At 65.2% G+C, this 25442-nt stretch carries 17 protein-coding genes, 1 rRNA gene and 1 pseudogene; 10 read left to right on the top strand and 9 right to left on the bottom strand.

Features of this window, described 5'->3' with window-relative positions:
* Positions 1 to 88: 88 nt before the first annotated feature.
* Positions 89 to 204, top strand: a 5S ribosomal RNA gene (rrf, locus tag AC1VXC_RS14715).
* A gap of 349 nt (positions 205 to 553) precedes the next feature.
* On the opposite strand, the gene AC1VXC_RS14720 is transcribed toward rrf, so the two are convergent.
* From AC1VXC_RS14720 to AC1VXC_RS14735, 4 genes are all read right to left on the bottom strand, one after another.
* Positions 554 to 1426, bottom strand: coding sequence for a methylglyoxal synthase (locus AC1VXC_RS14720; RefSeq protein ID WP_313174657.1), 873 nt, complete (start codon positions 1424 to 1426; stop codon positions 554 to 556).
* A gap of 355 nt (positions 1427 to 1781) precedes the next feature.
* Positions 1782 to 3227, bottom strand: a complete 1446-nt coding sequence (locus AC1VXC_RS14725; protein ID WP_481539603.1) for an FAD-dependent oxidoreductase — start codon at positions 3225 to 3227, stop codon at positions 1782 to 1784.
* A gap of 132 nt (positions 3228 to 3359) precedes the next feature.
* Positions 3360 to 7814 carry a glutamate synthase large subunit gene (gene gltB / locus AC1VXC_RS14730; RefSeq protein WP_481539604.1) on the bottom strand — a complete coding sequence of 1485 codons (4455 nt, stop codon included), beginning with the start codon at positions 7812 to 7814 and terminating at the stop codon, positions 3360 to 3362.
* A 304-nt stretch (positions 7815 to 8118) separates the two neighbouring features.
* A complete protein-coding gene (locus tag AC1VXC_RS14735; protein WP_313495609.1) occupies positions 8119 to 8505 on the bottom strand; it encodes an I78 family peptidase inhibitor in 387 nt (128 codons plus the stop codon).
* A gap of 119 nt (positions 8506 to 8624) precedes the next feature.
* On the opposite strand from AC1VXC_RS14735, the gene AC1VXC_RS14740 reads away from it, so the two are divergent.
* Positions 8625 to 9659: a DNA topoisomerase IB gene (locus AC1VXC_RS14740; protein WP_481539605.1), complete on the top strand. Its 1035-nt coding sequence runs from the start codon at positions 8625 to 8627 to the stop codon at positions 9657 to 9659.
* On the opposite strand, the gene AC1VXC_RS14745 is transcribed toward AC1VXC_RS14740, so the two are convergent.
* On the bottom strand, positions 9643 to 9972 hold the full coding sequence (locus AC1VXC_RS14745) for a hypothetical protein (RefSeq protein WP_313174467.1): 330 nt from the start codon (positions 9970 to 9972) through the stop codon (positions 9643 to 9645). The genes AC1VXC_RS14740 and AC1VXC_RS14745 overlap by 17 nt on opposite strands.
* Here AC1VXC_RS14745 and AC1VXC_RS14750 point away from each other — a divergent pair.
* The 5 genes from AC1VXC_RS14750 to AC1VXC_RS14770 all read left to right on the top strand — a co-directional run bounded on the left by AC1VXC_RS14750 (position 9971) and on the right by AC1VXC_RS14770 (position 15267).
* A complete protein-coding gene (locus AC1VXC_RS14750; RefSeq protein WP_481539606.1) occupies positions 9971 to 10339 on the top strand; it encodes a hypothetical protein in 369 nt (122 codons plus the stop codon). The genes AC1VXC_RS14745 and AC1VXC_RS14750 overlap by 2 nt on opposite strands.
* Positions 10340 to 10355: 16 nt before the next feature.
* Positions 10356 to 11408: an SDR family oxidoreductase gene (locus tag AC1VXC_RS14755; protein ID WP_481539607.1), complete on the top strand. Its 1053-nt coding sequence runs from the start codon at positions 10356 to 10358 to the stop codon at positions 11406 to 11408.
* Positions 11409 to 11843: 435 nt separating this feature from the next.
* Entirely contained in the window at positions 11844 to 12959 is a 1116-nt protein-coding gene (locus AC1VXC_RS14760) for a saccharopine dehydrogenase family protein (RefSeq protein WP_481539608.1), read from the top strand.
* A gap of 97 nt (positions 12960 to 13056) precedes the next feature.
* Entirely contained in the window at positions 13057 to 13443 is a 387-nt protein-coding gene (locus AC1VXC_RS14765) for a BlaI/MecI/CopY family transcriptional regulator (protein WP_481539609.1), read from the top strand.
* 3 nt (positions 13444 to 13446) lie between these two features.
* Positions 13447 to 15267 (top strand): M56 family metallopeptidase, encoded by a 1821-nt coding sequence (locus AC1VXC_RS14770; protein WP_481539610.1) that lies wholly within the window; start codon positions 13447 to 13449, stop codon positions 15265 to 15267.
* Positions 15268 to 15454: 187 nt separating this feature from the next.
* On the opposite strand, the pseudogene AC1VXC_RS14775 reads toward AC1VXC_RS14770, so the two are convergent.
* From AC1VXC_RS14775 to AC1VXC_RS14785, 3 genes and pseudogenes are all read right to left on the bottom strand, one after another.
* A pseudogene (locus tag AC1VXC_RS14775) lies at positions 15455 to 16561 on the bottom strand (ribonuclease H-like domain-containing protein); the annotation flags it as partial.
* Positions 16540 to 19023 (bottom strand): DEAD/DEAH box helicase, encoded by a 2484-nt coding sequence (locus AC1VXC_RS14780; RefSeq protein WP_481538332.1) that lies wholly within the window; start codon positions 19021 to 19023, stop codon positions 16540 to 16542. The pseudogene AC1VXC_RS14775 and the gene AC1VXC_RS14780, both read right to left, overlap by 22 nt.
* Positions 19024 to 19155: 132 nt before the next feature.
* Entirely contained in the window at positions 19156 to 21351 is a 2196-nt protein-coding gene (locus tag AC1VXC_RS14785) for an IgaA/UmoB family intracellular growth attenuator (RefSeq protein ID WP_481538331.1), read from the bottom strand.
* 242 nt (positions 21352 to 21593) lie between these two features.
* Between AC1VXC_RS14785 and AC1VXC_RS14790 the strand changes: the two genes are divergently transcribed.
* The 3 genes from AC1VXC_RS14790 (at position 21594) to rlmF (ending at position 24017) form a co-directional block, all read left to right on the top strand.
* On the top strand, positions 21594 to 22094 hold the full coding sequence (locus AC1VXC_RS14790; RefSeq protein ID WP_481538330.1) for a hypothetical protein: 501 nt from the start codon (positions 21594 to 21596) through the stop codon (positions 22092 to 22094).
* An 89-nt stretch (positions 22095 to 22183) separates the two neighbouring features.
* The gene (tmk, locus tag AC1VXC_RS14795) at positions 22184 to 22846 is read left to right on the top strand and encodes a dTMP kinase (protein WP_481538329.1); all 663 of its coding nucleotides are present in this window, start codon (positions 22184 to 22186) and stop codon (positions 22844 to 22846) included.
* A gap of 181 nt (positions 22847 to 23027) precedes the next feature.
* Positions 23028 to 24017: a 23S rRNA (adenine(1618)-N(6))-methyltransferase RlmF gene (gene rlmF, locus AC1VXC_RS14800; RefSeq protein ID WP_481538328.1), complete on the top strand. Its 990-nt coding sequence runs from the start codon at positions 23028 to 23030 to the stop codon at positions 24015 to 24017.
* Between the two features lie 163 nt (positions 24018 to 24180).
* Here the strand turns inward: rlmF and AC1VXC_RS14805 are convergent, their stop codons facing one another.
* Positions 24181 to 25362 (bottom strand): DUF3667 domain-containing protein, encoded by a 1182-nt coding sequence (locus tag AC1VXC_RS14805; protein ID WP_481538327.1) that lies wholly within the window; start codon positions 25360 to 25362, stop codon positions 24181 to 24183.
* Positions 25363 to 25442 lie beyond the last annotated feature (80 nt).

Genomic DNA, 25442 nt, shown 5'->3' on the forward strand with positions numbered 1-25442 from the left:
AGGATCGAGATGATCTGCTCGTCGGTAAATCGCTTCTTCATGGAGCTCTCCTTGCCTGTTAAGGGTAGAGAACTCACTATCCAAATGGCTACACGTTTCGTCTCAGGTCAGAACCACCCGATCCCATCCCGAACTCGGAAGTGAAACGTAGCCGCGCCGATGGTAGTGCAGCCTAAGCTGTGCGAGAGTAGGTCATCGTCAGGATTCAAACCAAAAACCCCGCTGCCACAAGCAGCGGGGTTTTTCTTTGTCCGAAGCGAAGGCAGGCTTTTGGGGAATTTGTGGGAGCGGCGTAAGCCGCGAAGCTGGTAGAAACAACTCGCCTGAAAGGCTTGAAGGGAGCCAGAAGCCAGAAGCGCCCCCCATCCGCCCTTCGGGCACCTTCCCCCGCAGGCGGGAGAAGGGGAAGAAAGAGCTGGAGCTGAAGGCGAGGCAGAAGCGAGAGCCAAAGCCAAAGCCAAAGCCAAAGCCAAAGCCAAAGCCAAAGCCAAAGCATTGGGGCTCTGCAGGAACTGCCTGGAACGCCGCTGCCGAGCATGGCTCGGCACTACGGTCAGGCGTTCTGGCGGATCTGTGCGGCAGTTGCCCAGCGGGCGGCGATATTCGGCGCGGTGATGCACACCGCTTCATCGGTGACCGTGGTTACCGCACGCTCCAATAACTGGATGTCGGCTTCGTGCTGGCGGGCGACATGCGGGTCTTCAAAGAAGATTGCGCGCTGGCAGCGGTGCTCGAGTACGCGGTCAGCGATCTGTGCGTCACCACCGAGCGGACCACTCTGGAAACGGTGGATCCATTCCTGGTCGCGCGGCCAGCCACGGCTCCAGGCCATTTCGTTCAAGCGCTGACCGGTGGTGCCGGTGCCGATGCGCTGCCCGAACTGCGACAACACATCGAAGTGCTCGGCAGCAAAGGCCAGCATCTGCGGCTTGCGCGCATCGTGGGCGATCAGCGCCAGCGTCTGCTTGCTGAAGTCATGTAGATCATCGGCGCCCGGGTCCGGTGCGAGGCCGGCGTGGATGCGCTCCATTTCAATCCAGTCGCGTGCGGTGGCTACCGTGGAGATGAAAGGCTTGCCGTGGATGACGCATTGGCGCTTGAGGGCGATGGCTTCGGGGAAGACTGAAGAAGGATCGACCGGGTCGATGAAGTAGATCGCGCCATCGAGTGTGCGCTCCGGGGTACCCATGCCTACGACTTCGGCCACGAGCTTCATCAATCCGCCTTCGCGGCCGTTTGGATAGCGCTGAAGTCCGGGGTAATCCTGCAGAGGATGGGTGCTGGCTATCGCGTCGTAGGTGCGGCCGACAGCATGCAGTTCCACGCCAAGTTCGCGGATTCCGGTTTCGCTGGCGCGCAGCCAACGGAACAACGCAGCGTCGGCGCTTTCGTGATGGAGACGGTTTGCGGCCAGACCGATGCGCATTGCGATTTCTCTTTGTGCGGAGTTCTTGAGTGTAGGGCAGCTGGGTGTTGGTTGGTTGGTGGGGAGCCAAAGCCAAAGCTCATGCCAGAGCAAAAGCTCCCCTCATCCGCCCTGTCGGGCACCTTCTCCCGCATACGGGAGAAGGGAGGTCCTTGTTACTGGGCGAACGGATACTCCAAAGCTGAGAGCCGAAGCCAAAGCCAAAGCCAAAGCAACAGCCGAAGCAACAGCCGAAGCAGCGAGCTCGGCCGTCGTCAGAAAAAAAGCCGAAGTAGTCCCCTCTCCCGTTTCAACGGGAGAGGGGTAGGGGTGAGGGCGCTTTCAGCTTCTAACGCCTCTCCGTGTTTGCTGAGCGCTAACGCTTCAACAAAGCAACAATGCTCTCAGCAGCATCACGGCCTTCAGCAACCGCCGTCACCACCAGGTCCGCACCGCGAACCGCATCACCACCGGCAAACAGCTTGGCGTTGTGGGTCTGGAATGGCAGACGCGTAGCACCACCGGCAATGATGCGGCCATTGCTGCTGGCCTCCACGCCCTGCGACGAAAGCCATTCCGGCAGCGTCGGCGAGAAGCCGAAGGCGATGATCACCACGTCGGCTTCCAACAGCGACTCGCTGCCATCAATCGCGACCGCATTGCGGCGCCCATTGGCGTCCGGCTCGCTCAACGTGGTCTCGACCACGGTCACGCCGATCACTTCATCATCGGCACCGGCTTCAATCGCCAGCGGCTGGCGGTTGAACAGGAAGCGCACGCCTTCCTCGCGTGCATTGGCGACTTCGCGTGCCGAGCCCGGCATGTTGGCTTCATCACGACGATACGCACAGGTCACCTTGGCCGCGCCCAGGCGGATCGCGCTGCGTACGCAGTCCATGCCGGTATCGCCGCCACCCAGCACCACCACACGCTTGCCGTTGAGGTCGGGCAGGGCGATCTGGTCTTCCCAGCCGGCAATCGGCCGGCCCTGCGGATCGTTGCCGCCGACAATGCGGCTGTTCTGCACCAGGAAGGGCAGCGCCGGCAGCACGTTCTTCAGGTCCTGGCCGATCAGGCCACCGTCGGTGTAACGGTAGGCACCGGTGCCGAGGAACACCGCGTCGTAGTCAGCCTGCAGCTGCTCGATGCTGATGTCGCGGCCGATCTCCACACCCAGGCGGAACTGCACGCCCATGCCTTCGAGGATCTCGCGGCGGCGGTCGATCACGCTCTTGTCCAGCTTGAAGCTGGGGATGCCGAACTGCAGCAGGCCACCGATCTGTTCGTAGCGGTCAAACACCACCGCCTGCACGCCGGCACGCGCCAGGCGATCAGCGCAGGCCAAACCCGCGGGGCCTGCACCAACGACGGCAACGCGCCTGCCGGTGCTCTGAACGGCATGCAGATCCGGCTTCCAGCCAGTGGCCAGCGCGGTATCGACGATGTACTTCTCCACCGCGCCGATGGTGACCGCGCCGAACTCTTCCAGCGTGCAGCTGCCTTCGCACAGGCGGTCCTGCGGGCAGACGCGGCCGCAGACTTCCGGCAACGGGTTGGTGGAATGGCAGAGCGTCGCCGCCTCGTGGATGCGGTCCTCCTGCACCAGCTGCAGCCACTGTGGGATGGCGTTGTGCACCGGGCACTTCCAGCTGCAGTAGGGGTTGCCGCAGTCCAGGCAGCGGCCGGCCTGGTACTGCGCGTCGGCCTTGTCGAACTTGCCGTAGAGCTCGCCCCAATCGCCGGACGTGCGCAATTCCACCGGAATGCGCTGCGGCATGGTGCGGGGCAGATCGAGAAACTGGAAGGCTTGCTTGCGGCTCATGGGAACTCGTGGCGTCTGGAGGAGCCCTTCTCCCGCTTGCGGGAGAAGGTGCCCCGGAGGGGCGGATGAGGGGGCGCTTGAAGCTGCCCTCACCCCGGCCCTCTCCCGCAGGCGGGAGAGGGAGACAATGCGTCAAGCGGCGCGGCGCAGCGACTCTGCCAGCGATTCAATGCTGGCGGCCTTGGGTTTGACCAGCCAGAACTTGCCGACGTAGTCGCGGAACTCGTCGATGATCTGCTGCGCCCAGATGCTGCCGGTCAATTCGCGGTGGCGGCCGATCAGGGTGTGCAGGTGCTGGCGGTAGTTCTCGAAGCCTTCGGCCGAGATGCGATGGATGTCGATCAACTCGTGGTTGTAGCGGTCGACGAAATCACGGTCGATATCCAGCACATAGGCCAGGCCACCGGTGAAGCCGGCGCCGAAGTTCAGGCCGACCTTGCCAAGCACTGCCACCACACCGTCGGTCATGTACTCGCAGCAGTGGTCACCGGCACCTTCGATCACCGCCAGCGCGCCGGAGTTGCGCACGCCGAAGCGCTCGCCGGCGCGGCCTGCGGCGAACAGCTCGCCACCGGTGGCGCCATACAGGCAGGTGTTGCCGATGATGGCGGTGTTGCGCGCCTCGAAGCGCGCGCCGCGCGGTGGGCGCACCACCAGGCGGCCGCCGGCCATGCCCTTGCCGACGTAGTCGTTGGCTTCGCCTTCGACTTCCAGGTTCAGGCCGCCAACGTTGAACGCGCCAAAACTCTGCCCGGCAGTGCCGCGGAAGCGCAGGTTCAGCGGTGCCTCGTCCATGCCGTGGTTGCCATGCGCGCGGGCGATGGTGCCGGACAGACGCGTGCCCACCGAGCGGTCGGTGTTATGGATCAGGAAGCGGTGTTCGCCGCCGCGCTTGTTGGCGATGGCATCGGCCAGCAGGTCGTCCATCTGCGTGGCCAGGCTGTCCGGCGACTGGTACAGGCGCTGCGCGGCGCAATGCGCGCCGTCGTACTGGGCCGGTGCCAACAGCCGCGACAGATCCACCTTGACGCCTTCGCGCGGCGATACCTCCAGCTGTTGCAGCAGATCGGTGCGGCCGACGATCTCATCCAGCGAACGCGCGCCCAGGTAGGACAGCCACTCGCGCACTTCTTCGGCCAGCAGGCGGAAGAAGTTTTCCACGCGCTCCGGCAGGCCGGTGAAGTAACCGGCACGCAGGCGCTCGTCCTGGGTGGCCACGCCGGTGGCGCAGTTGTTGAGGTGGCAGATGCGCAGGTACTTGCACCCCAGCACGATCATCGGGCCGGTGCCGAAGCCGAAGCTGTCGGCGCCGAGCAGCGCGGCCTTGACCACGTCCAGGCCGGTCTTCAGGCCACCGTCGGTCTGCAGGATGGTGCGGCTGCGCAGGTCGTTGCCGACCAGGGCCTGGTGCGACTCGGCCACGCCCAGCTCCCACGGCACGCCGGCATAGCGGATCGAGCTGATCGGCGAGGCACCGGTGCCGCCGTCATGGCCGGACACGGTGATCAGGTCGGCACCGGCCTTCACCACGCCAGCGGCAATGGTGCCGACGCCGGCATGCGAAACCAGCTTCACCGATACCAGTGCATCCGGATTGACCTGCTTCAGGTCGTAGATCAGCTGTGCCAGGTCTTCGATCGAATAGATGTCATGGTGCGGCGGCGGCGAGATCAGGCCGATGCCGGGCTTGGCATAGCGCAGGCGCGCGATCAGCTCGTTGACCTTGTGGCCAGGCAGCTGGCCGCCTTCACCGGGCTTGGCGCCCTGTGCGACCTTGATCTGCAGCACTTCGGCATTCACCAGGTACTCAGCAGTGACGCCAAAGCGACCGGAGGCCACCTGCTTGATCTTGGAACGCTTCTCGGTGCCATAGCGTGCGGGATCTTCGCCGCCTTCGCCGGAGTTGGAACGGCCGCCGAGGCGGTTCATCGCAATCGCCAGCGCCTCATGCGCTTCCGGTGACAGGGCGCCCAAGGAAATGGCAGCCGTGTCGAAGCGCTTGAACAGCGCTTCGGCCGGTTCCACTTCATCCAACGGCACCGGCGTTGCTGCCGGCTTGAGCTGCAGCAGGTCGCGCAGCGCCGAGGTCGGGCGCGAATGCACTGCGTCCATGTACTTGCGCCAATCGGCGGCATCGCCGGTGCGCGAGGCGCGCTGCAGCGTCATCACCACGTCCGGGTTGTACATGTGGTATTCGCCGCCATGCACATACTTGAGCAGGCCGCCGACTTCCGGCTGCGCCAGATCGTTCCAGGCACGCACGGTGAGCTCGCGAGCTTCGGTATCCAGCCGTGCAAGGCCCACGCCGCCGATGCGGGCAGCGGTATCCGGGAAGCACAGTTCAACCACGTCCGGATCGAGGCCGACGATCTCGAACAGCTGCGCGCCGCGATAACTGGCAACGGTGCAGATGCCCATCTTGGAGATGATCTTGCTCAGGCCCTTGTAGATGCCCTTGCGGTAGCTGCGGCCGATCTGCGAGACCTCACCGCCCTTCTTCAACTGCAGGATGCCGCGCCGGCCCAGGTCGAACAGGGTCTGGTAGGCCAGGTACGGATACACCGCGGTGGCACCAAAGCCCAGCAGACAGGCCATGTGGTGCGCATCACGGGCGGTGCCGGTTTCCAGGATCAGGTTGACCTCACAGCGCAGGCCGACCTTCGAGAGATGGTGATGCACGGCGCTGGTAGCCAGCAGCGCATGCACCATCGGTCGGTCGGCGACCGGGTAGCGGTCGGACAGCAGCAGCATCACCACGCCGTCGCGCGCAGCCTGTTCGCACTCGGCGCAGATGCGCTCGATGCCGGCCTTCAGCCCTTCCTCGACGCTGTAGGACAGATCGATCAGGCGATTGCGCTCGACGTACTGCTCCATCTTCAGCAGCTGGCGCAGCTTGCGCTGGCTCAGCACCGGCGAGTTGAGGATGACGTGGTTCACCGTCTCCGCCGCGGCGTGGAAGATGTTGGTCTCCTTGCCGAGCTGGGTGGTCAGCGACATCGCGCACTCTTCGCGCAGCGGATCGATCGGCGGGTTGGTGACCTGCGCGAAAGCCTGGCGGAAGTAGTCGTACAGCGGGCGGGTGTGGCGGCTGAGCACGGCGATGGGGGTGTCATCGCCCATCGAACCGGTGGCTTCCTGGCCGGTTTCGGCCAGCGGCCGCAGCACCTGTTCGAGTTCTTCGGTCGTAAGCTGGAACAGCTTGTGGTAACTGCGCAGCGTTGCTTCGTCGAACGGCTCCTCGGCCAGCGAGGGATCGATCAACTCGGTCTGCAGGTAAGTCACACCCTGGTGCAGCCATTGCTTGTACGGCGCACGTGCACGGTTGATGCGGTCGATGGCTTCCGAATCGAGCAGGTCACCACGCTTGAGGTCGATGGCCATCATCTGGCCCGGGCCCAGCTTGCCCTTGCGCACCACGCGCTCGGTCGGCACTTCCCAGACGCCGGCTTCGGACGCCACCAGGAAGTGGCGGTCGGAGGTCAGCATCCAGCGTGCCGGACGCAGGCCGTTGCGGTCCAGGGTGCAGGCGGCGTAGCGGCCGTCGCAGGCGACGATGCCGGCCGGGCCATCCCAGGGCTCACTGTTCAAGCCGTAGAACTCGTAGAACGCGGCGAGGTCGGCGTCCTTGAACTCCAGCGACTGGGTTGCCGGTGGCACCAGGATGCGCAGCGCCTGGATCAGCTCCATGCCGCCGGCCACCATCAGCTCCAGCATGTTGTCCATGCTCTGCGAATCGGAGCCATGCATCGAGATCACCGGGTCGAGCTCGGCGATGTCGAACTTCGGCGTCTTCCACACCTTGCTGCGCGCCTGCGCCCAATGGCGGTTGCCTTCGATGGTGTTGATCTCGCCGTTGTGGGCGAGCATGCGGAACGGATGCGCCAGCGGCCAGCGCGGCATGGTGTTGGTGGAGAAGCGCTGGTGGAACACCACCACGCTGGATGCCAGTTCGTGGCGCTGCAGGTCCGGGTAGAAGGTGCTCAGCTTGTCCGGCAGCACCATGCCCTTGTAGCTGATGGCTTCGGCGCTGAGGGTGGTGACGTAGTAGTCGGCGACATCGCGCAGGGTCTGTTCGCTGCGGCGGCGCGACATGAACAGGGCCAGCGCGAACTGTTCGGCGCTCTGCTCGATATCGGCATCGACGAACACCTGTTCGATCTTCGGCAGCGTGTCGCGGGCCAGCTGGCCGCAGACGCTGTCATCGGTGGGCACTTCACGCCAGCCGCGCGGATGGCAGCCGGCGGCACGCAGCTGTGCATCCAGTTCGTCGCGACATCGCTGGGCCGCATCCGCGTCGTGCGGCAGGAACACCACGCCGGCGGCGAAGTTCGGCCCCACCACGATGCCGGCCTCTTCGGCCAGCTGGCGTAGGAAGACGGTAGGTTTGCGCAGCAGCAGGCCGCAGCCGTCACCGGTGAGCCCGTCGGCAGCAACGCCGCCGCGGTGGGTCATGCGCGACAGCGCGGCGATGGCGGTATCCACCAGCAGACGCGAGGGTTGGTCGTCGAGCTGGGCGACCATGCCGAAACCACAGGCATCGCGTTCGTCTTGCGGGTCGTAAAGGCCTTGCGGAGTGCGGACAGCCATCTGTGCCTCGATGCGATTCAGGTGAGCGGCGACACTCCCGCCCGCTCGCTGAGCACGTCATGCATCGGATGGATCGCGCCGTGCTGCCGCACGTGCCGTTGGGGTAAGACCCGACGCACGCCGTTGCGGCGTATTCGCCTGATCCAAGCGCCCTCGCGCCCACCCGATGACGCAACGTGCTCGTTCAGGAGCGCACCTTGAGGTCACCGGATGGTTCGACTAAATCACAGTTGTTGCAGCGCCGCAATACATCGTTGCGAGCGCAACCAAAGCCTTGCCCGGCAAGGCTTTGGCTATACAAAAATCAACCGCAGCGCACGCCGCTGACCATACCTTTCTCATCGATTTCGATGTTCAGGCGTTCACCGATGAACTCCATGGTCACCGGCTGGTTGGGTTTGAGCACGCGCACATCGGTGGCGCCGGCATCTTCCTTGGCCTGGTTCAGCATGGACTCGGCGTAAGGCTGGCCGACCAGGCCCTGTACCTGGCTGGCGTCGCAGGCGCCCGGTGGCGGCGTGGCTTCAGCGGGGGCGGCGGCTGCCTGTGCGGCCTGCTGGGATTCGTTCAGCGCCTCATCCTGTTCTTCCGGGGCTGGCTTGGTGCAGGCGCTGAGCGCCAGCAGCAGGGTAGCGGTGGCAATCAGGGCGGCGGGGCGGCGCAGGGCGCGCGGCGTCGACGGGAATTGCATCGGAACTCCAAGGTGTTGATGGTCGGTCCAAGCATATAGCCAAGTGAAGGCATTGTTGACGCTGCGTCGCAACGGGCGACGCGATACTGGCCGACCGCAGCAGCAAGGGGAGGTCTGCGATGGCCGCACATAGCGCAGCCGGGTTGCACCACAGTAGTGACGATGAACCGGGCATACGCCGCATCCGTAGCGGACGCGGTTTCCGTTATGTGGATGCACGCGGGCATGCGGTAAAGGCGGCGACCACGCTGCAGCGCATTCGCGCGCTGGCAATTCCGCCGGCCTATACCCAGGTATGGATCTGTGCCCAGGCCAACGGTCACCTGCAGGCCAGCGGCCGTGATGCGCGAGGGCGCAAGCAGTACCGCTATCACCCGGACTGGGTGCGCATGCGCAGCGACGACAAGTTCGATCGCGTCGTCGCCTTCGGCAAGGCCTTGCCGGGCCTGCGCCGACAGGTGCGGGCCGACCTGAAACTGCCCGGCCTGCCGCGCGAGAAGGTGATCGCTATCGTGGTGGCGGTGATGGGCCGTACCCTGGGGCGGGTTGGCAACGATGCCTACGCCCGCAGCAATCGCTCCTACGGGCTGACCACCCTGCGCAACCAGCACCTGCAGATACGGGGTGGCCGCGCCCAACTGCGCTTCAACGGCAAATCAGGGCAGCTGCAGGCCCTGCAGATCGATGACCCGCAGCTCGCCAGGCTGGTACAGCGTTGCCAGCAATTGCCAGGACAGTTGCTGTTCCAGTACCGCGACGATACTGGCCGATTGCGGCCAGTGGACTCGGCCGATGTCAACGACTACCTGCGCCAGGCCACCGGCGATGCTTTCAGCGCCAAGGATTTCCGCACCTGGGGTGGCACGCTGGTGGCGCTGCGTGAACTGGCGCAGCTGCCGTTGCCGGACCACGGCGGCGAGCAGGCACTGAATGCCTTGCAGAACCAGGTGATCGCCGCGGTGGCGGCGATGCTGGGCAATACCCCGGCGGTATGTCGCAAGGCCTATATCGACCCCTGTGTGTTCGATGGCTGGCGCCAGGGCCAGTTGCTGCGACTGCGAGCGTTGCGCGGGCCACGGCAATGGGAGGCGGCGGCATTGCGCTTCCTGCGTGCTGCCCACCGCAGTGGCACGGGGTTCAGCCGCAGCGGATAGCGGTGATGTTGTTGGTGCGGCCTACCTCGATGGTCAGCCGCTCACCACCACCCGATGCCGGTGGCACTGTGCTCGCGGCGGGAGCCTCGGGTTGATTGCGCCCACGCACCACATTCACCTGCAGGCTATCGCTGTCGACACGGGCGCGCTCGACGGTGTCGGGCGCTGCGGCCAGGCCAACCGCGCCACGCACCATATCGGTATGGCATTGGCCGGAGACAATGCCGTCGATGGGCTGGATGCTGCTCACCCGTGCAGTGCTGCAGGCAGACAGCATCAGGGCGGTGGCGGATACGGCAAGCAGACGGTACATGGCAGGCTCCGGTGGCGGTGGCGTGGATGGCAGCATCACCGCTGCATTGTTTGCAGTAGATGAAATACACATCCTGTCCACGCGCATTTCACCGACGTCGGCGCTGCCCCTGCGCACACTGCAGGCTCCACCTGATAGCGAAAGGAGCACCGCAATGGCTACCTGCGACGTCTGTGGCAACAACTACGCCAATAGCTTCACCGTCACCCAAGGCAAGATTACCGGCACGTTTGATTCGTTCGAGTGTGCGATCCACGCGCTGGCACCGCGCTGTGCGCATTGCCAATGCGCGGTGATCGGCCATGGCGTGGAGGCAAACGGCGCCACCTATTGCTGCGAGCACTGCGCGCGCCATGCCGCTGGATGAGCGGGAGGGGAACGTCATGGCAACCAGGAAGAAGACGCCCGCAGTCAGCAAGGCTGCACCACGAAAGGCAGCCGCCAAGAAGGCCGCCGCACCGTCCGTCGACAGCGTTGCGCAGCGCACGGCAAGTCGTCAGCGCCGCTTGCAGGAGGACCTGCAGCAGCAGGAGAAACTGCGCAGCGCCACGCCCGAGCATCACGCTAGCGTGCAGGCCGGCGCCCGCCGCCAACCCAGCAAGCTGCCTGCGCAGCAGCTGGCCAAGCCGGGCAACGAACATGATCTGCGACTGGCACCGCGTTATCTGGCCCCGGGCTACAAGGGCAGCGGCAAACTGAAAGGCATGCGCGCCATCATCACCGGAGGCGACTCCGGCATCGGCCGGGCGGTGGCGGTGTTGTTCGCCCGCGAAGGCGCCGATGTCGCGGTGCTGTACCTGAGCGAGCATGAAGATGCCAAGGTCACCTGCGGGCATATCGAGCAGGAAGGCCAGCGCAGCCTGGCGCTCAGCGGTGACGTGCGCGATCCCGCGTTCTGCGACCACGCGGTGCAGCAGGTGGCCAAGGCGTTTGGTGGTATCGACATCCTGGTCAACAACGCGGCCTTCCAGCTGCACTGCCATCATCTGGAGGATCTGAGTGATGAACACCTGCAGGAAACCCTGCAGACCAATATCGCCGGCTATATCCACATGGCGCGGGCGGCGCTGCTGCACATGGGCGAGGGCGCCAGCATCATCAACACCGGCTCGGAGACCGGTCTGTTCGGTAGCAGATCGTTGATCGATTACGCGGCGACCAAGGGCGCGATCCATGCATTCACCAAGTCCCTGGCCAGCCAGTTGCTGCCGCGCGGCATCCGCGTCAACTGCGTCGCGCCGGGGCCGGTATGGACACCGCTGAACCCCGCCGACAAGGTGGCTGAAGACGTGGCCGAGTTCGGCAAGGACAGTGACATGGGACGCCCGGCGCAGCCGGAGGAAGTGTCGCCGGCGTATGTGTTCCTGGCTTCCCCGATTACTGCCAGCTATATCAGCGGCGCGATCCTGCCGGTGATGGGCGGCCCGCGCGGTTGACGGTGGGCTCAAGCCCCGTCCCCGCCGGCCCTGCTCGTTGGCTGCGCCAAAGGGGAGGGGCCAAAGCTCCCTCCCTTGCGCAACGCGCAGGGGAGGGTTGGGGAGGGGTGCTCTTTGCAGGAACGTTGATCCACGAGCCCAAGCAACGACCAAAGCCACCCCCTCCCAACCTCCCCCTTGGCTGCGCCAAAGGGGAGGGGCCAAACCTCCCTCCCTTGCGCAACGCGCAGGGGAGGGTTGGGGAGGGGTGCTCTTCGCGGGAACATTGATCCACGAGCCCAAGCAACGACCAAAGCCACTCCCTCCCAACCTCCCCCTTGGCTGCGCCAAAGGGGAAGGGCCAAAGCTCCCTCCCTTGCGCAACGCGCAGGGGAGAGGGCGATGCGGTGCATTCCTCGCCGATAATCCACCCAGCAATCGACGCAGGAAGATCCGATGTCACAGCAGGAAAGCTGTCGTGTTCTGGTGTTGGGCGGTTACGGTCATTTCGGCGCACGCATCGTGCGCGCACTTGCGATTACACCGGGCATCAAAGTCATAGCCGCTGGGCGCAATCCAGCGCAGGCCGCAGCCAATCTGCCCGGTGTGGATCTGGCGACCATCGAGTTGTGCCGGCTGGATACCGCCGCCGCTGATTTCGAGGTACAGCTTGCGTATACGCGAGCAGCCTTGGTCATCCATACCGCAGGGCCGTTCCAAGGGCAGGGCTACGATGTGGCACAGGCCTGCCTGCATGCGGGCATGCACTACATCGATCTGGCCGACGGCCGCGACTTTGTCGCCGACTTCCCGCAGCAGTTGCAGGCCCTGGCCGAACAGACGCAACGCAGTGCGATCAGCGGCGCCAGCACCTTGCCGGCGCTGTCCAGCGCGGTGGTGGATGCACTCGCCCCGCAGTTCGATCAGCTGCACAGCATCGACATGGTGATTGCACCCGCACAGGCCACGCCGCTGGGCATGGCCACGGTGCGTGCGGTGCTTTCGTATTGCGGCAAACCGTTCGAGTGCTGGCTGGATGGCCGCTGGCAGACGGTGACCGGCTGGGCCGATCCGCAGCCGGTGCGCTTCGCCCGCATCGGTCCGCGCCTGGCTTCGCCCTGTGATGTGCCGGACCACACGCTGCTGGTGCAGCGTTATCCCGGCGTGGCGACCGTGCGCTTCCGCGCGGCGCTGGAGTTGCCGTTCCTGTCGCGCTCTCTGGCTGCGATGGCCTGGCTTCGGCGCATTGGCCTGCCATTGCCGATGGATGCGCTGGCCGGCGTATTTGCCCGGGCTGGTCGCTGGTTCGATCGCTTCGGTACCGATCTTGGCGGCATGCGCATCACCCTGCGTGGCCAACGCGACGGCCTGCAGCACACTGTGCATTGGGATCTCACTGCTCCAATGCTGCACGGTCCGGAGATTCCGACCTTCGCGGCCGTGCTGTTGGCACGCCGGCTGGCGCGTGGTGAGGTGTTGCCGATCGGCGCCCATGCCTGTCTTGGGCTGTTGACGCTGGCCGAGTTCGAGAGCGAGTTCGCGCGCTGGCAGATCGACAGCGCCGTCAGCTGAATCATTCAGCCCGGCAGCGGTCAGGGTGCCATCCGGGCTATTGACTACAAATGTAGGCAGATCTACCGTGACGACAAATGTAGTCACGGAGACGGCCATGCGCCGCAAGACCATCGGGGACCAGGAACTGGCCCTGCTGCAGTACATCGGAGAGAACGAACCCACCAGCGTCGGCGAGGTTGCCGCACGCTTCGGTGAGGCCCGCGGACTGGCCCGCTCCACCGTGCTGACGATGATGGAGCGCCTGCGCACCAAGGGTTACCTGCAGCGCGAGCAGGACGAGGGCGTGTACCGCTACTGCACCACGGCCGAACAGCAGGACGTGGTCAACGGCGCGGTCGGCAGCTTCGTCGAGAAGACCCTGCAGGGCTCGATCTCGCCGTTCGTGGCGTGGATGTCGGAGAAGGCCGAGGTCAGCGACAACGAGCTGGCCGAACTGGAAGCGCTGGTCAGCAAGCTGCAATCGCAGCGCCGGGAGGACTGAGCCATGTCGATGACGCTTGAGTTGTTGGGCAGCCGCCTGTTGGCGACCAGCGTGCAGACCGCGCTGTTGGCCGGGCTGGTGTGGCTGCTGTGCCGATATGTGCGACGGCTGCCGGCCAGCACCCAGTGCGCGCTGTGGTGGCTGGTGGCGGTGCAGGCGGTGGTTGGCCTGTTCTGGGTGTCACCGCTGGAGTTGCCGCTGCTGCCTGCGGTCGAGGCTGCACCGGTGGTGGCACAGGCTGCCGCAACCGCTGCGCCGGTGACTACCGCACCGCTCATCGTGATGCAGCCCTTGCCGGTGGACAGCAACTGGTCATGGAGCCTGGTGCTGATGGCGTTGTGGGCCGCCGGTGTATTGGTGATGGCCTTGCGCACCGCGCTGGCGTATCGCGCCAGCCGTGCCCTGCTGCGTGCCGCACAGCCCTGCCACGACCACAAGCTCAACGCCGCACTCGCGCTGGCCGCCGATGCGCATGGCCTGCACCGCGCACCGCGCCTGATGCTCAGCACTGCGATCGACTCGCCGCAGCTGATTGGACCGTGGCGTCCGGTACTGCTGTTGCCGGCACGTGGCCTGCAGCGCATGGGCGACGACCAGCTGGACATGGCCTTGACCCATGAGCTGGTGCACCTGCAACGCCACGACCTGTGGCTGGGATTGGTGCCTGCGCTCGCCCAGCACCTGTTCTTCTTCCATCCGGTGGTGCACCTGGCCGCCCGCGAATATGGCATTGCCCGCGAAGCCGCGGTGGATGCCGCGGTGGTCGCCGGTGACCGCCACTGCCGCCAACACTACGGGCGCCTGCTGCTGCAGCTGGGCGTCGCTCCCCGGCCCGGTGCTGGTCTGGCCAGCGCGTCGCCGACCTTCCTCAGCCTCAAGCGGAGATTGCTCATGTTGCAGGACACTTCTTCCTTCCCGCGCGTCGGTGCGGCCCTGATCATCGCTGCCGTCGCGCTGGTCGGCGTAGCACCGCTGCGGTTGGTGGCGATGCCGGTACCGCCTGCGCCACCCGCACCGCCTGCTCCTGTGGCCGCGCCCGTCGCGCCGGTTGCGCCAACTGCACCGGTTACCCGCTCGGCGACACGTACGGTAGTTGCCGGCACTGCGGTACCCGCTGCACCGCCTGCGCCGCCAGCACCACCGGCATTGGTCGTGCCACCCGCACCGCCGGCGGCCCCGCCAGCCCCCGCTGCACCACTTCGCACGCAAGGCGTTATCCACCTTTCCAGCAACCAGAACGCCGATGGTTATGTGCTGATCAGGGGCAACCACAACGTCATGAATGGCAGCGTCGCCGACCTGCGCGAAGCCAAGCAACTGGACGATGGCAAGGGCGTGCTGCTGGTACGCCGTGATGGCAAGCGCTATGTGGTGCGTGATGCGGCAACCTTGTCGCGCTTTGAGCAGCTACATGCCGAGACCGTGCGCCTGGCTGATGCGCAGGGTCGGCTGGGTGACCGGCAGGGAGCGTTGGGTGACCGCCAGGGGCAGATCGGTGAGCGCATGGGCGAGATCGGCGCACGGATTGGTGAGCTGGCGAGTGAGCAGGCGCAGCTGGCATTGAGTTCGGGTGAACGTACCGGCGCACAACGCCGCGCGTCTGAAGAGGCACGGCGCAAGCTTGATCAGGCCCGCGAAGAAATGCAGAACCCGGCGATGCGTGCGGAGATGGAAAGCCTGGCCGCACAGCAGGTGGCCTTGGGCAAGCAGCAGGCGGAGCTGGGCAGGCAGCAGGCAGCAGCCAGTGCCAGGGCCAATCGTGATGCGGAGCAGCTGATTCGCGAAGCGATCAGCAGTGGAGTCGCGCAGCCGCTTGGTGGTTGATGTTTGAGGGTGGTGGCGGTGCAGCTGCGAAGCAGAGCAAGAGCGGAGCAAAAGCACCCCTCCCCAACCCTCCCCTGCGCTTCGCGCAAGGGAGGGGGCCGAGCTTTACTCCCTCCCTTTGGCGCAGCCAAGGGGAGGGCTGGGGAGGGGTAGGCTCTTGGAGTGGAGCGAGAAGAGCAACTGAAATTCAGCGCTCAGCTTCCAACGCCAACTCCGCCCGCTCATCTGCTTCCGCCTGCACCAGGCGCAGGAACAGCTGCGCCAGCGTCACCACATCCTGATGGTTATGCTCACCAACACGGCGCAGGTTGCGCGCGCTGCCACCGCGCAGGTAGCTCAGCCACGCCGCAGGTGCTTCCGAACCCGGCAGGTCATCCTCGCGTGCGATCAGCAGCAACTGCCGTTCGATGGTCGCCAGCCGGCAGTTCTCCCAGGTACCGCGATAGCGGCGGCGGGTGGGGAACAGCAGGTCCACGTGATCCAATGCCGAAATCGGATCACCGCGCCGCGCCAACCGGTAACGCGTCTTCAACAACGGCGCGTCATAGCAGCGGCCGTTGTAACTGGACAGCACGGTCGTTGGGGCCAGCCAGCTGGCGAACAGCTCCAGCATCGCGTTCTCCGCACCCATCGTCGACATCAGCAGCTGGCGCACGCGCAGGCCTTCGCCGCGCGCTGCATCGTGATGCCAGTCGGCGGCACCGATCATGAAGGCACGGGTACCGGTGCCGCCGGCCAGGCCGGTGGTTTCGGTGTCGAAGAACAGCAGATCGTGCGGTGCGACGGATTCTTCAGGACGTTTGCTGAAAGCCAACGACAGCGCTTGCGTTGGAATTGCCTGCGGGATGAAGGCTTCGATCAGGTGCAGGCCAGGTGCAATCTCGGTGCCGGGTAGATCACGATCCACCGGGCCACGTTCGACCGGTTGTGCAGGAGCGATGGCACGGTTGCGTGTCGCCAACAAGCGCCGCAATGCAGCTCCGTCCTGCGGGGCCGCGGGTTTGTGCTGGATCTGATCGACCCAGCCGAACACCGAAGATTCAGTCTTCGGCTTTTGTGGTAGCGGCGTCAGCCGCGAAGCCACTGCTGTATCCGAAGCCGGAGAAGAAACCGATGCATCCGGAGCAACCGGCAATGCTGCAGGGTCCCCCATCGCTGGCTTCGCGGCTGCCGCCGCTCCCACAAAAGCCATGGGCGCTGCGGGCTCCACAGGCGCTGCCGTTGCCAGCCCCGCTTGCTTACGCAGGGCCTTCAGTTTGTCCAGGCTGATGCTCATGGCAGCAGGTCGAGCGCCTCATCGGCGGCAACCGCCTGCACCTGGTCGCAACGCTCGGCGGACAGCAGCGACAGCACCTTCAAGGCCAGCGAACGCGGCGTCTCGCCCTTGTCCTCTTCCTGTGCCGCCAGCACCGGGCCCACGCAGGCGGGGCAGCCGGCATTGCAGTCGCAGCGCTCCACCAGCTCCAGGGCGCGCTGCACCAGCTCGCCCTGGCGCTGCCACAGCGGCTCGCTCAGGCCCACGCCGCCGGGGAAGTTGTCGTACAGGTATACCGTCGGCACGAAGCTCTGCATCAGCTCCACCGCGCCTTCGCCGGCTTCGTTGCCGCGCAGCTGGCCGCGGCCGGTCTGGTCGGCTACCGCAAACCAGGCACCGTCACCATTGCCCACCGCCTTCTGCAGGTCGCGGGCGTCGGCCATCACCGCCACGGTGGCGACGATGTGCAGCGCATAGGCGGCACCGAGGAAACCATCCAGCGCGTCCTGCTTCTGCGCGAAGCTGCGCAGCAGCGTGGCCTGCGGCAGCTGCCACCAGACGGCGGTGGTATGCAGTTCCTGGTCGGGCAGGTTGACCGGGCCGTAGCCGATGTTCTCATGCGTGTAATAGCGGATCTTCTTGTAACCGGCCACGCGCCGCACCACATGCACTTCGCCGTGGTGTGAATCGCCACGGCCGGCGCCGTTGCCATCAAAGCGGTCCAGTACTTTCAGCTTGGTGTAGTCGATGCTGTCGGTGTAGTAGTCGACGTGCGTGCGGGTCACGTAGGCCTTGCGGCCGTCCCAGTCCAGCCGCTCCACTTGATACGGCGTGCTCTGCACCATGTGGATGGCGCCTTCGTACAGGGTCAGCGCAGCGGCGGAATAGTCCACCTCGGCGATGATCTGCTGCTTGCCGTCGCTGCGGTCCACCACCACAAAGTTGCCATCGGCCACCGCGCGCAGGCTCACCGCATTGGCGGGGTAGCTGTCGGCAATCCATTCCCAGCGGTCGCCTTCCTGGTGCACCACTTCGGTTTCGGCCAGGGCCTGCAGGAATACCAGCGGATCGATTGGCCCGAACGGTTCGCCAGCCAGGAACGGCAGCTCGAAGGCGGCGCAGCGGATGTGATCGAACAGGATAAGCGGCTGGTCCGGCGAGATGCGTGCGTGCTCGGGCGTGGCATTGGCGAAGAAATCCGGATGCCGCACCACGTACTGATCCAGCGGCTGGCTGCTGGCCACCATCACGCCGAGCGCGGCCTGCTGGCGGCGACCGGCGCGGCCGAAGCGCTGCCACGTTGCCGCGACGCTGCCGGGGTAGCCATTGAGGATGACCACGTCGAGCGCGCCGATATCCACGCCCAGCTCCAGCGCCGAGGTGCTGACGATGCCGTCGATGTTGCCGGCGCGCATCGCCCGTTCCACCTCGCGGCGCTCGGTGGGCAGGTAGCCGCCGCGATAGGCACGGATACGCGCCGGCTTGCGCGGGTCGTTGTCGAAGATGTCCTTCAGGTACTTGGTCAGCACCTCCACCATCAAGCGCGTCTGTGCGAACACAAGGGTCTTCAAACCACTTTTGATCGCGATGCGGGCGATGCGGTTGGCCTGCGATCGTGCCGAGGCGCGCAGGCCAAGATCCGGATTGATGACCGGCGGGTTCCACAGCAGCACGTGCTTGGGCCCGGTGGGCGCGCCGGATTCGGTGATGGCGTGGACGCGCTCTTCCACCAGCGCCTCGGCATGCGCATGCGGGTTGCCGATGGTGGCCGAGCACAGGATGAACTGCGGTTGCACGCCATAGAACGCACAGATGCGCTTGAGCCGGCGCAGCACATTGGTGACGTGGCTGCCGAACACACCGCGATAGGTGTGGATCTCGTCGATCACCACATAGCGCAGGTTCTCGAAGAACTGCGCCCACTTGGTGTGGTGCGGCAGGATGGCCTGGTGCAGCATGTCGGGGTTGCTGACCACGATATCGCCGTGCAGGCGGATCGCCTGGCGCGCATCGCCGGGGGTGTCGCCATCGAAGGTGAAGGCCTTGACCCCGAGGTCGCCGGCCCGGTTCAGCTCCAGCAGTTCGGCCACCTGGTCCTGCGCCAGCGCCTTGGTCGGGAACAGGTAGAGCGCCTTGGCATTGCCCTGCATCGCTGCGCTGACCACCGGCAAGGTGTAGCACAGCGATTTGCCGGAGGCGGTGGGGGTGACGATGGCGACATGCTCGCCGCGCTGGCTGGCATTCCAGGCCTCGGCCTGGTGTGAATACAGCTGCTCGATGCCGCGTGCTTTCAGCGCGGCTTTCAGCGCCTCGGGCACGTCATCGGGGATGGGGGCATAGCTGCCCTCGCGGCCCGGAAGGGTGAAACTGCCGGTGACCCGGTCCTTGTAGCGCCGGGCCAGGCGCTGGCCGAGCAGCGAGCCGTCACGCGAGGGCAGGCCATCGGTGGTTGCCAGCGCCCGTTCGCTGGCTTCGGTGCGGGGAGCGAGGGAAAACGCCATGCACGGACTGCCGATCAAAGAGCCTTATGGAAGCATATCGCCGTCTCAATGGTTGAGACGGCGATATGCCGAAGCGAACGGCATGTCTGCGCAGCACGCCGCTCTCCAGGTTTTGGGCCTTTCCGGCGAAGCTCAGAACATCTGTTGCTGCCCGGGGGGCGGGCGCTTGCGCATATCCTCGGCCAAGGCCGTACGCCGCCGGCTGGCGTCGCGTATGCCAATGAACAGCCGTGGCAGTTGGCTGCCAAGCAGGGCCAAGTTGAGCAGAAGCAGCAAGGTGCCGCCGATGGCGGAGGGCGTTTTCCTGGGGTCGCCGTCCAGCGCCGACAGTTCCACACGCAGGCCGTTGCCGGTTTGGGTCACTCCTATGACGCGGGCATTGATCTGGAATGGTGACTCCTTGCCCAGCAGCTGCTGGGTGCGCTGCCATTGCTCCAGCAAACCGTTCGCGCCGTGGTGGTCGCCGCTTCCGTAGTCGCCACCGCTATCAGCATCCTCGGCAGAAGGATCTGCAACACGTTCATCCATTGCCAGCGTCACCCCATCCTCGCCCTGAGCCAGAATCTGCGCTGTCTGCCTGGACAGCGCGTGGGCAATGTCGGCGGAGGCGAAATCGCGGGTAAGCCCGCGGATGTTCTCGACGTCAGCGATGTTCAGTTCGATGCTGTTGAAGGCAGGTGGAAGATCCCCCAGCTTGCGCAGTTCCTGCGCCAGCGCCGGCCAGTCCGTCAGCAACCTGCTGCCGTTCTCATCATGGACTTCGAGCTGCAGCGCTTGTGCCAGCGAGCTCTTCAATGCATCACATTCGGCGGATGCGGTGGCGCAAACGGTCTCCAGCAGAGCCACCAGGTCATGCAGCCCACTGACTTCCAGCACCGACGGGGATGCGCCCAACGGATAGTTGCCCGTGCCAGCCATCATCGCGGTGAGCATCGCCTGTGAGCTGGACCTGCGTGTCTGCAGGTAATTGCCCGAGTACAACGCCATGAGCGCTGGATCCAGTTGGAGCGAGCCCGCCTTGACGGGCTTGCCGCCCCAGCGGATCTGCAGGCAATCGGCGCCGGCAATCATTTCGCCGGAGTCGTCGCGGTGCGATGCGGGTGCACAGAACCCCGTACCGGAGAGCTGCAGCGTATCGCCGCGCGATGGCGGATTCTTCAGCAGCGATTGCGCGCTTGCATCCTCGCGCACCTTGCCGGGCATGATCGCGGCAATGCTGGTTTTCAGCTTCGGGATGACGGCATCATTTCCCGCCAGCGACAGCATCAGCGCAAACCCGCCCACCAAGCTCAGCAATAGCGGTGTGCGCCAGCGGGCTTCAGGGAAGCGTCGCTGTTCGTCTTCCAATGACCAGCCGTTGCCGAGCCCGAGGACTCGGCCATTGTCGCGGTCAACCTCGATTTCGACCGATTCGCCGGAAGTGACGCGGCCGCTGTTGCGCCAATGAGCGGGCAGGTGCAGCTTCAGGCTGTCGCCGAGAAGTGCATGGGTGTTGACCACGGCGGCGTTGCCGGCAGCGCGCTGGGTGAACATCAACAGCGGGCCGCGGGCGCGATCAACCTGGCGTCGTGGGAGGGCATCCGCGCGCGGGCGTCGCAGCGCCAGCAGGATGCCGACAAGCACGCAGCCCAACCCGCCAAGGATGAACATCGTCTGCGCAATCCTGCCCAACGGGCACGCGCCAAGCCACAGCAGGATCGCCGCTGCCAACCAGGCCAAGGCCAGCGCTTTTTTCCAGCGTTGCTGCAGGCGCAGCTGCGCTTCGACCGCGGTCTCGGTGCGCTGATGCAACCATTCAACCGAATCAGCAGTCGGCGTGGTTGGGGCAGCCGGCGCAACGCTTCCGGGAGCACGCTCGGATCGCGCGGGTGCGGCGTCTGTTGCGGCGGCGGTGGCTGGCGTACCTGCTACCGCACGCTGGCGGCCGCCCACCACATTGAAGCCGTTCAATGTGACGACGATGGCGATATCGCCGGAAATCACCACTTCCGCGTCGTTTTCGGCGCCCACAAACGCCGGGGCGTCGTAGGGCATCAGCACGGTCACGTCATTGATGGTGTCGTGCAGGGTGGTGCCACTGTTGATGCTCACGCCATGCTGGCGGTACGGCCCTGTCAGGCGGCGGACCTCGGGCTGGAACAGCAAATTCTCCGTGACCTTCAGCGGCTCCAGGGCTGCGATTTCCGGTTCCGTCAGCGGGCGTGTGACCGGCGTCCTGCGTAATACCTGCAAGGCATCATGGTTGGCCGAGCGCCGTGACTGGTAGATCAGATAGCTGACCAGGGCGAAACCCAGCAGCAACAGTTTCACAACGATATAGAAGCTCATGAATGCAACCTCTGCGCGGCTGCCCCATTTGAGCGCGCATACGCGCCTGCCATCCTGGCCATCGTTCCTCCTATGAACTGATCGGCGAAATCCGTTTTTTTGCTGCAGTCAGTGACCGTCGCCAGGCACTGCACCGATGAATGTGAATGGACATCATGGGTGCCCAGCCACCTGCCACGAAATTTGAAGGTGGCGTCGGTAATATCGTGTGGCTCGGGCGTTCATGATAGGACGGGTAGGTGATGTGGCGATACAGGACGATGCTGGTAGTGCTGGGGGCCCTGGCATGCTTCCACGCGCAGGCCCAACAAGTGCCGGTAGCACCGCCTGCGGAAACCACCGCTGCGCCTGAAGCGACCCTGCCGACGGATCAGGATGCGCAACTGCCTGCAGGGCAGGACAACGTCACCACCCTGGGTGAGGTGCGCGCGATCAAGCCCGAGGACGACGAGCCGCTGGATCTGTACCGCTTCAAGAACCCGGTACAGGCCGCGCCCAACCGTTTCAGCAAGAACTGGAGCGAGCCACCCACGCCGGAGCAGGTGGGCATGAGTGGAGGCTACCTGATGATGGGTATCGGCTATGGCCTGATGAAGGCTGGGCAAGGCTTGAACAAGCTCACCGGCGGCCCTGACCAGATCCAGTCGGCCATCGCCCGGCCGCCGCCGGAGCTGACCGAGCAGGAGCGACAGCGAGCCGCCGAGTACTGTGCGATCAACGGCTGTACGGCGCCCGAGCGCTGAGCACAGGGCGTTCCGGCCAGGGCATTGGCGGGGCAGGGGAGCCGCGCCAATCCGAGCGATATTGGCCGGATCGGATTAAAGTAGCGCCCATGAACAATCAACAGATTCCCGGCGGCCTGCTCATTGCCATCGAAGGCATTGATGGCGCCGGCAAGACCACGCTCGCCCACACCCTGGCCCAGCACCTGCGCGCTGCAGGCGCACAGGTGGTGCTGGGCAAGGAGCCGACCAATGGTCCGTGGGGCACCCGTCTGCGTGCTACCGCTGCCACCGGCCGGTTGAGCCCGGAGCAGGAGGTCGAATACCTGCTGCATGACCGTCGCCAACATGTGGAAGAAGTGATCGCCCCCGCGCTGGCGCGGGGCGAGATCGTCATCCTCGACCGCTATTTCCCGTCGATGGTTGCCTACCAGGGCGCCGCCGGCCTGCCGCTGGACGAGATGCTGCAGGCCAACGATTTCGCGCCGCGCCCGAACCTGTTGCTGTTGCTGGACCTGCAGCCGGAGCAGGGGCTGGAGCGTATCCGCGCCCGTGGCGACAAGCCCAATCACTTCGAAACCGCACAGAACCTGGAACGTTGCCGGCTGATCTTCCAGCAGCTGGAGCTGCCCAACAAGCAGATCATCGATGCCAGCCAGAACGAAGCCGAAGTGCTGGCTGATGCGCATGCGGCGATTGTCGCGGCCTTGGCGCTGCGCGTGGGTGACCACGGCGCGCAGCTGCTGCAGAACGTGCAGGGTTTGGAGCTGTAGAAAGCAGCCGTAGCTGGCAGCGCCCGCATCCCACGTTGTGGGAGCGGCGTCAGCCGCGAAGCTGAGGCTGTTGAAGCGCAGGTAGCGTGTGCCATCTGATGATGTACGTGCTTCGCGGCCGACGCCGCTCCCACAAACAGTGAAAGCCTCTGGCTTGTCGCTACTGGCATCCAACAAGCACATGACTTCTTCGCCTCGACGCCCACGTGCCAAGCCCATTGCTGCACCGGCACAGCCGCTCCTGCATCCCCGCAACCGTCACCAGGGCCGCTATGACCTGGTGCGGTTGGTCGCGGCAAACCCTGCATTGCGTGCGCATCTGATCCGTACCCCGGCCGGCACCGACAGCATCGATTTCAGCAATCCAGCCGCCGTGCGTGAACTCAACCGCGCGCTGCTTGCCAGCGACTACGGCATCCAGCAATGGGATATCCCGGATGGCTATCTCTGCCCGCCGGTTCCGGGCCGGGTGGATTACCTCCACGGCCTGGCGGATCTGCTGGCTGCAGACAATGACGGCGCAATTCCACGTGGACCCGCGGTGCGCGCGCTGGACATTGGCGTCGGTGCCAACTGCATTTATCCCCTGCTTGGGCAGGCCGAATACGGCTGGCGCTTCCTCGGCAGCGATATCGATGCAGAGGCGTTGCAGGCCGCCAATGCCAATGTGCAGGCCAATGGTCTCAGCCAGATCATTGAAGTGCGCCAGCAGCATGCACGCGGCAACCTGTTCGCTGGCCTGCTGCAGGCCGATGAGCGCTTCCACCTGACACTGTGCAACCCGCCGTTCCATGCCTCGGCCAAGGAGGCGGCACAGGGCAGCCAGCGCAAGCTGCGCAATCTGGGCACCGCGCAGGCAGGCAGCCGCAAGGCGTCTGCGCTGAACTTCGGCGGCCAGGCCAACGAGTTGTGGTGCACCGGTGGTGAGGCCTCGTTCCTGCGGCGGATGATCCGCGAGAGCGTGGATATCCAGAATCAGGTGCTGTGGTTCAGCTCGCTGGTGGCCAAGAGCGAGCATTTGCCCGATATCCACAAGCAGTTGGCCAAGGTTGGCGCGGGCGAGGTGCGTGAAGTAGCGATGGCGCAGGGCAACAAGCAGAGCCGGTTTGTTGCCTGGAGCTTCCATGGCGAGGCGGCGCGCAAGGCCTGGATACAGGCAACGCAGGCTTGAATCGTCAGGCCGTAGCCCGGGTAAGCGCAGCGCACCCGGGAAGCAGGGAACACAACGTCCGTCCGATCACGCGCCAACAGCCCCGGGTACGCTGCGCTTACCCGGGCTACAGCGGCCGATCAGGTTCTTCTCAGGGGCATGGCGCCCGGGCTTCAAACCGGCTTCAAGCCGACACGCCGGCCAGTACCGCGTACATCACCACGAAGGTGACCAGGAAGAAATAGATGAAGCCGATGAAGCTGTAGCGCAGCAGCGTCAGGATCGGGTTGCCACCGTATACGCGCTGCTGCATCCAGAACAGGTAAATCGGCACCGACAACCACAACAGTGCGTACAGCCAACCACAGAGCGTGCTGACCGCTGCGCTGCCGATCGCACCACTGATACCGGCGATGAGGAAGGTGCTCAGCAATACCAGCATCAACCAGCAGTGGCTGTACAAGGCCACTACCAGGTGCTCGAGGTAGCCCATCTGCCGCTGCCGGATATAGGCGACGCGCAGCACCAGCGCGAAGATCGGCATCAGGAAGAACAGCGCACCGGGCAGCGAGGTCAGGATGGCCTGGACATACAGGTCCGTCTTGTTGCCCATGCGCTCGACATTGGCCTGGCCATTGGCCAGGCGCCGGTTGAGCCAGTTGCTGACGAACTTCGGCCAGCCCTCCAGCACGATGGGGTTGGTCTCGGCGTCCCAGGGCTTGCCGTTGACCGGGACATTGATGAAGACGGCCTTCTTCTCGGCCCTGACGCGGTCCGCTGCGTCGTTGGCGCGCGCCAGCGCCGAGTCGGTAGCGCTGCGTGCGGAAGGCGCTGCCTGCGCTTCAAGCTCGGCGCGGCGTTGCGCCGCCGACGTGTTGACCGCGGCCATGGCCACGGCGAATGCCGCGGCGGCGGCGGGCGTCGCTTTCTGCTGCTGCTCCAGCTGCGCAACCTGTGCTGCCCGCGTGGCTTCCACCTCGGCCACGGTTTGCGCCTTGGCATAGGCCTGATCGGCGTTGTTGCCGGTGCCGAAATCGTCGCTATGCAGGGTCAGCTTGCCGACGAAGAAGGTGAACAGGGTGAGGATCACGAACAGCCGCAGCGGCTGCACATAGCCGACGCGCTGGCCCTTGAGGAAGTTGACGGCAATCCGGCCCGGCACCAGCAGGTCACGCAGGGTGCGGAAAATGCGACCGTCCAGGTGCCAGAACGATTCGAACACCTCTTCGACCGCATGCCCGAAGTTCTTCAGTGGGTTATGCGCCGACTGCCCGCAGCCATGGCAGTAGTGGCCCTGCAGCGGCGTGCGGCAGTTCTCGCAGGCACCGTGCTCGGAAGTGGAATGCACGACTTCGGTCTGGCTCATGGGCTGGCGCGGCGGGCAACGGTTGGAAGCCGCATACGATAACGGGGTTTTCCGGCTTCGTTCAGTATCCGTTACAAAAA

It is taken from the genome of Stenotrophomonas sp. STEN033 (genome assembly GCF_056856655.1).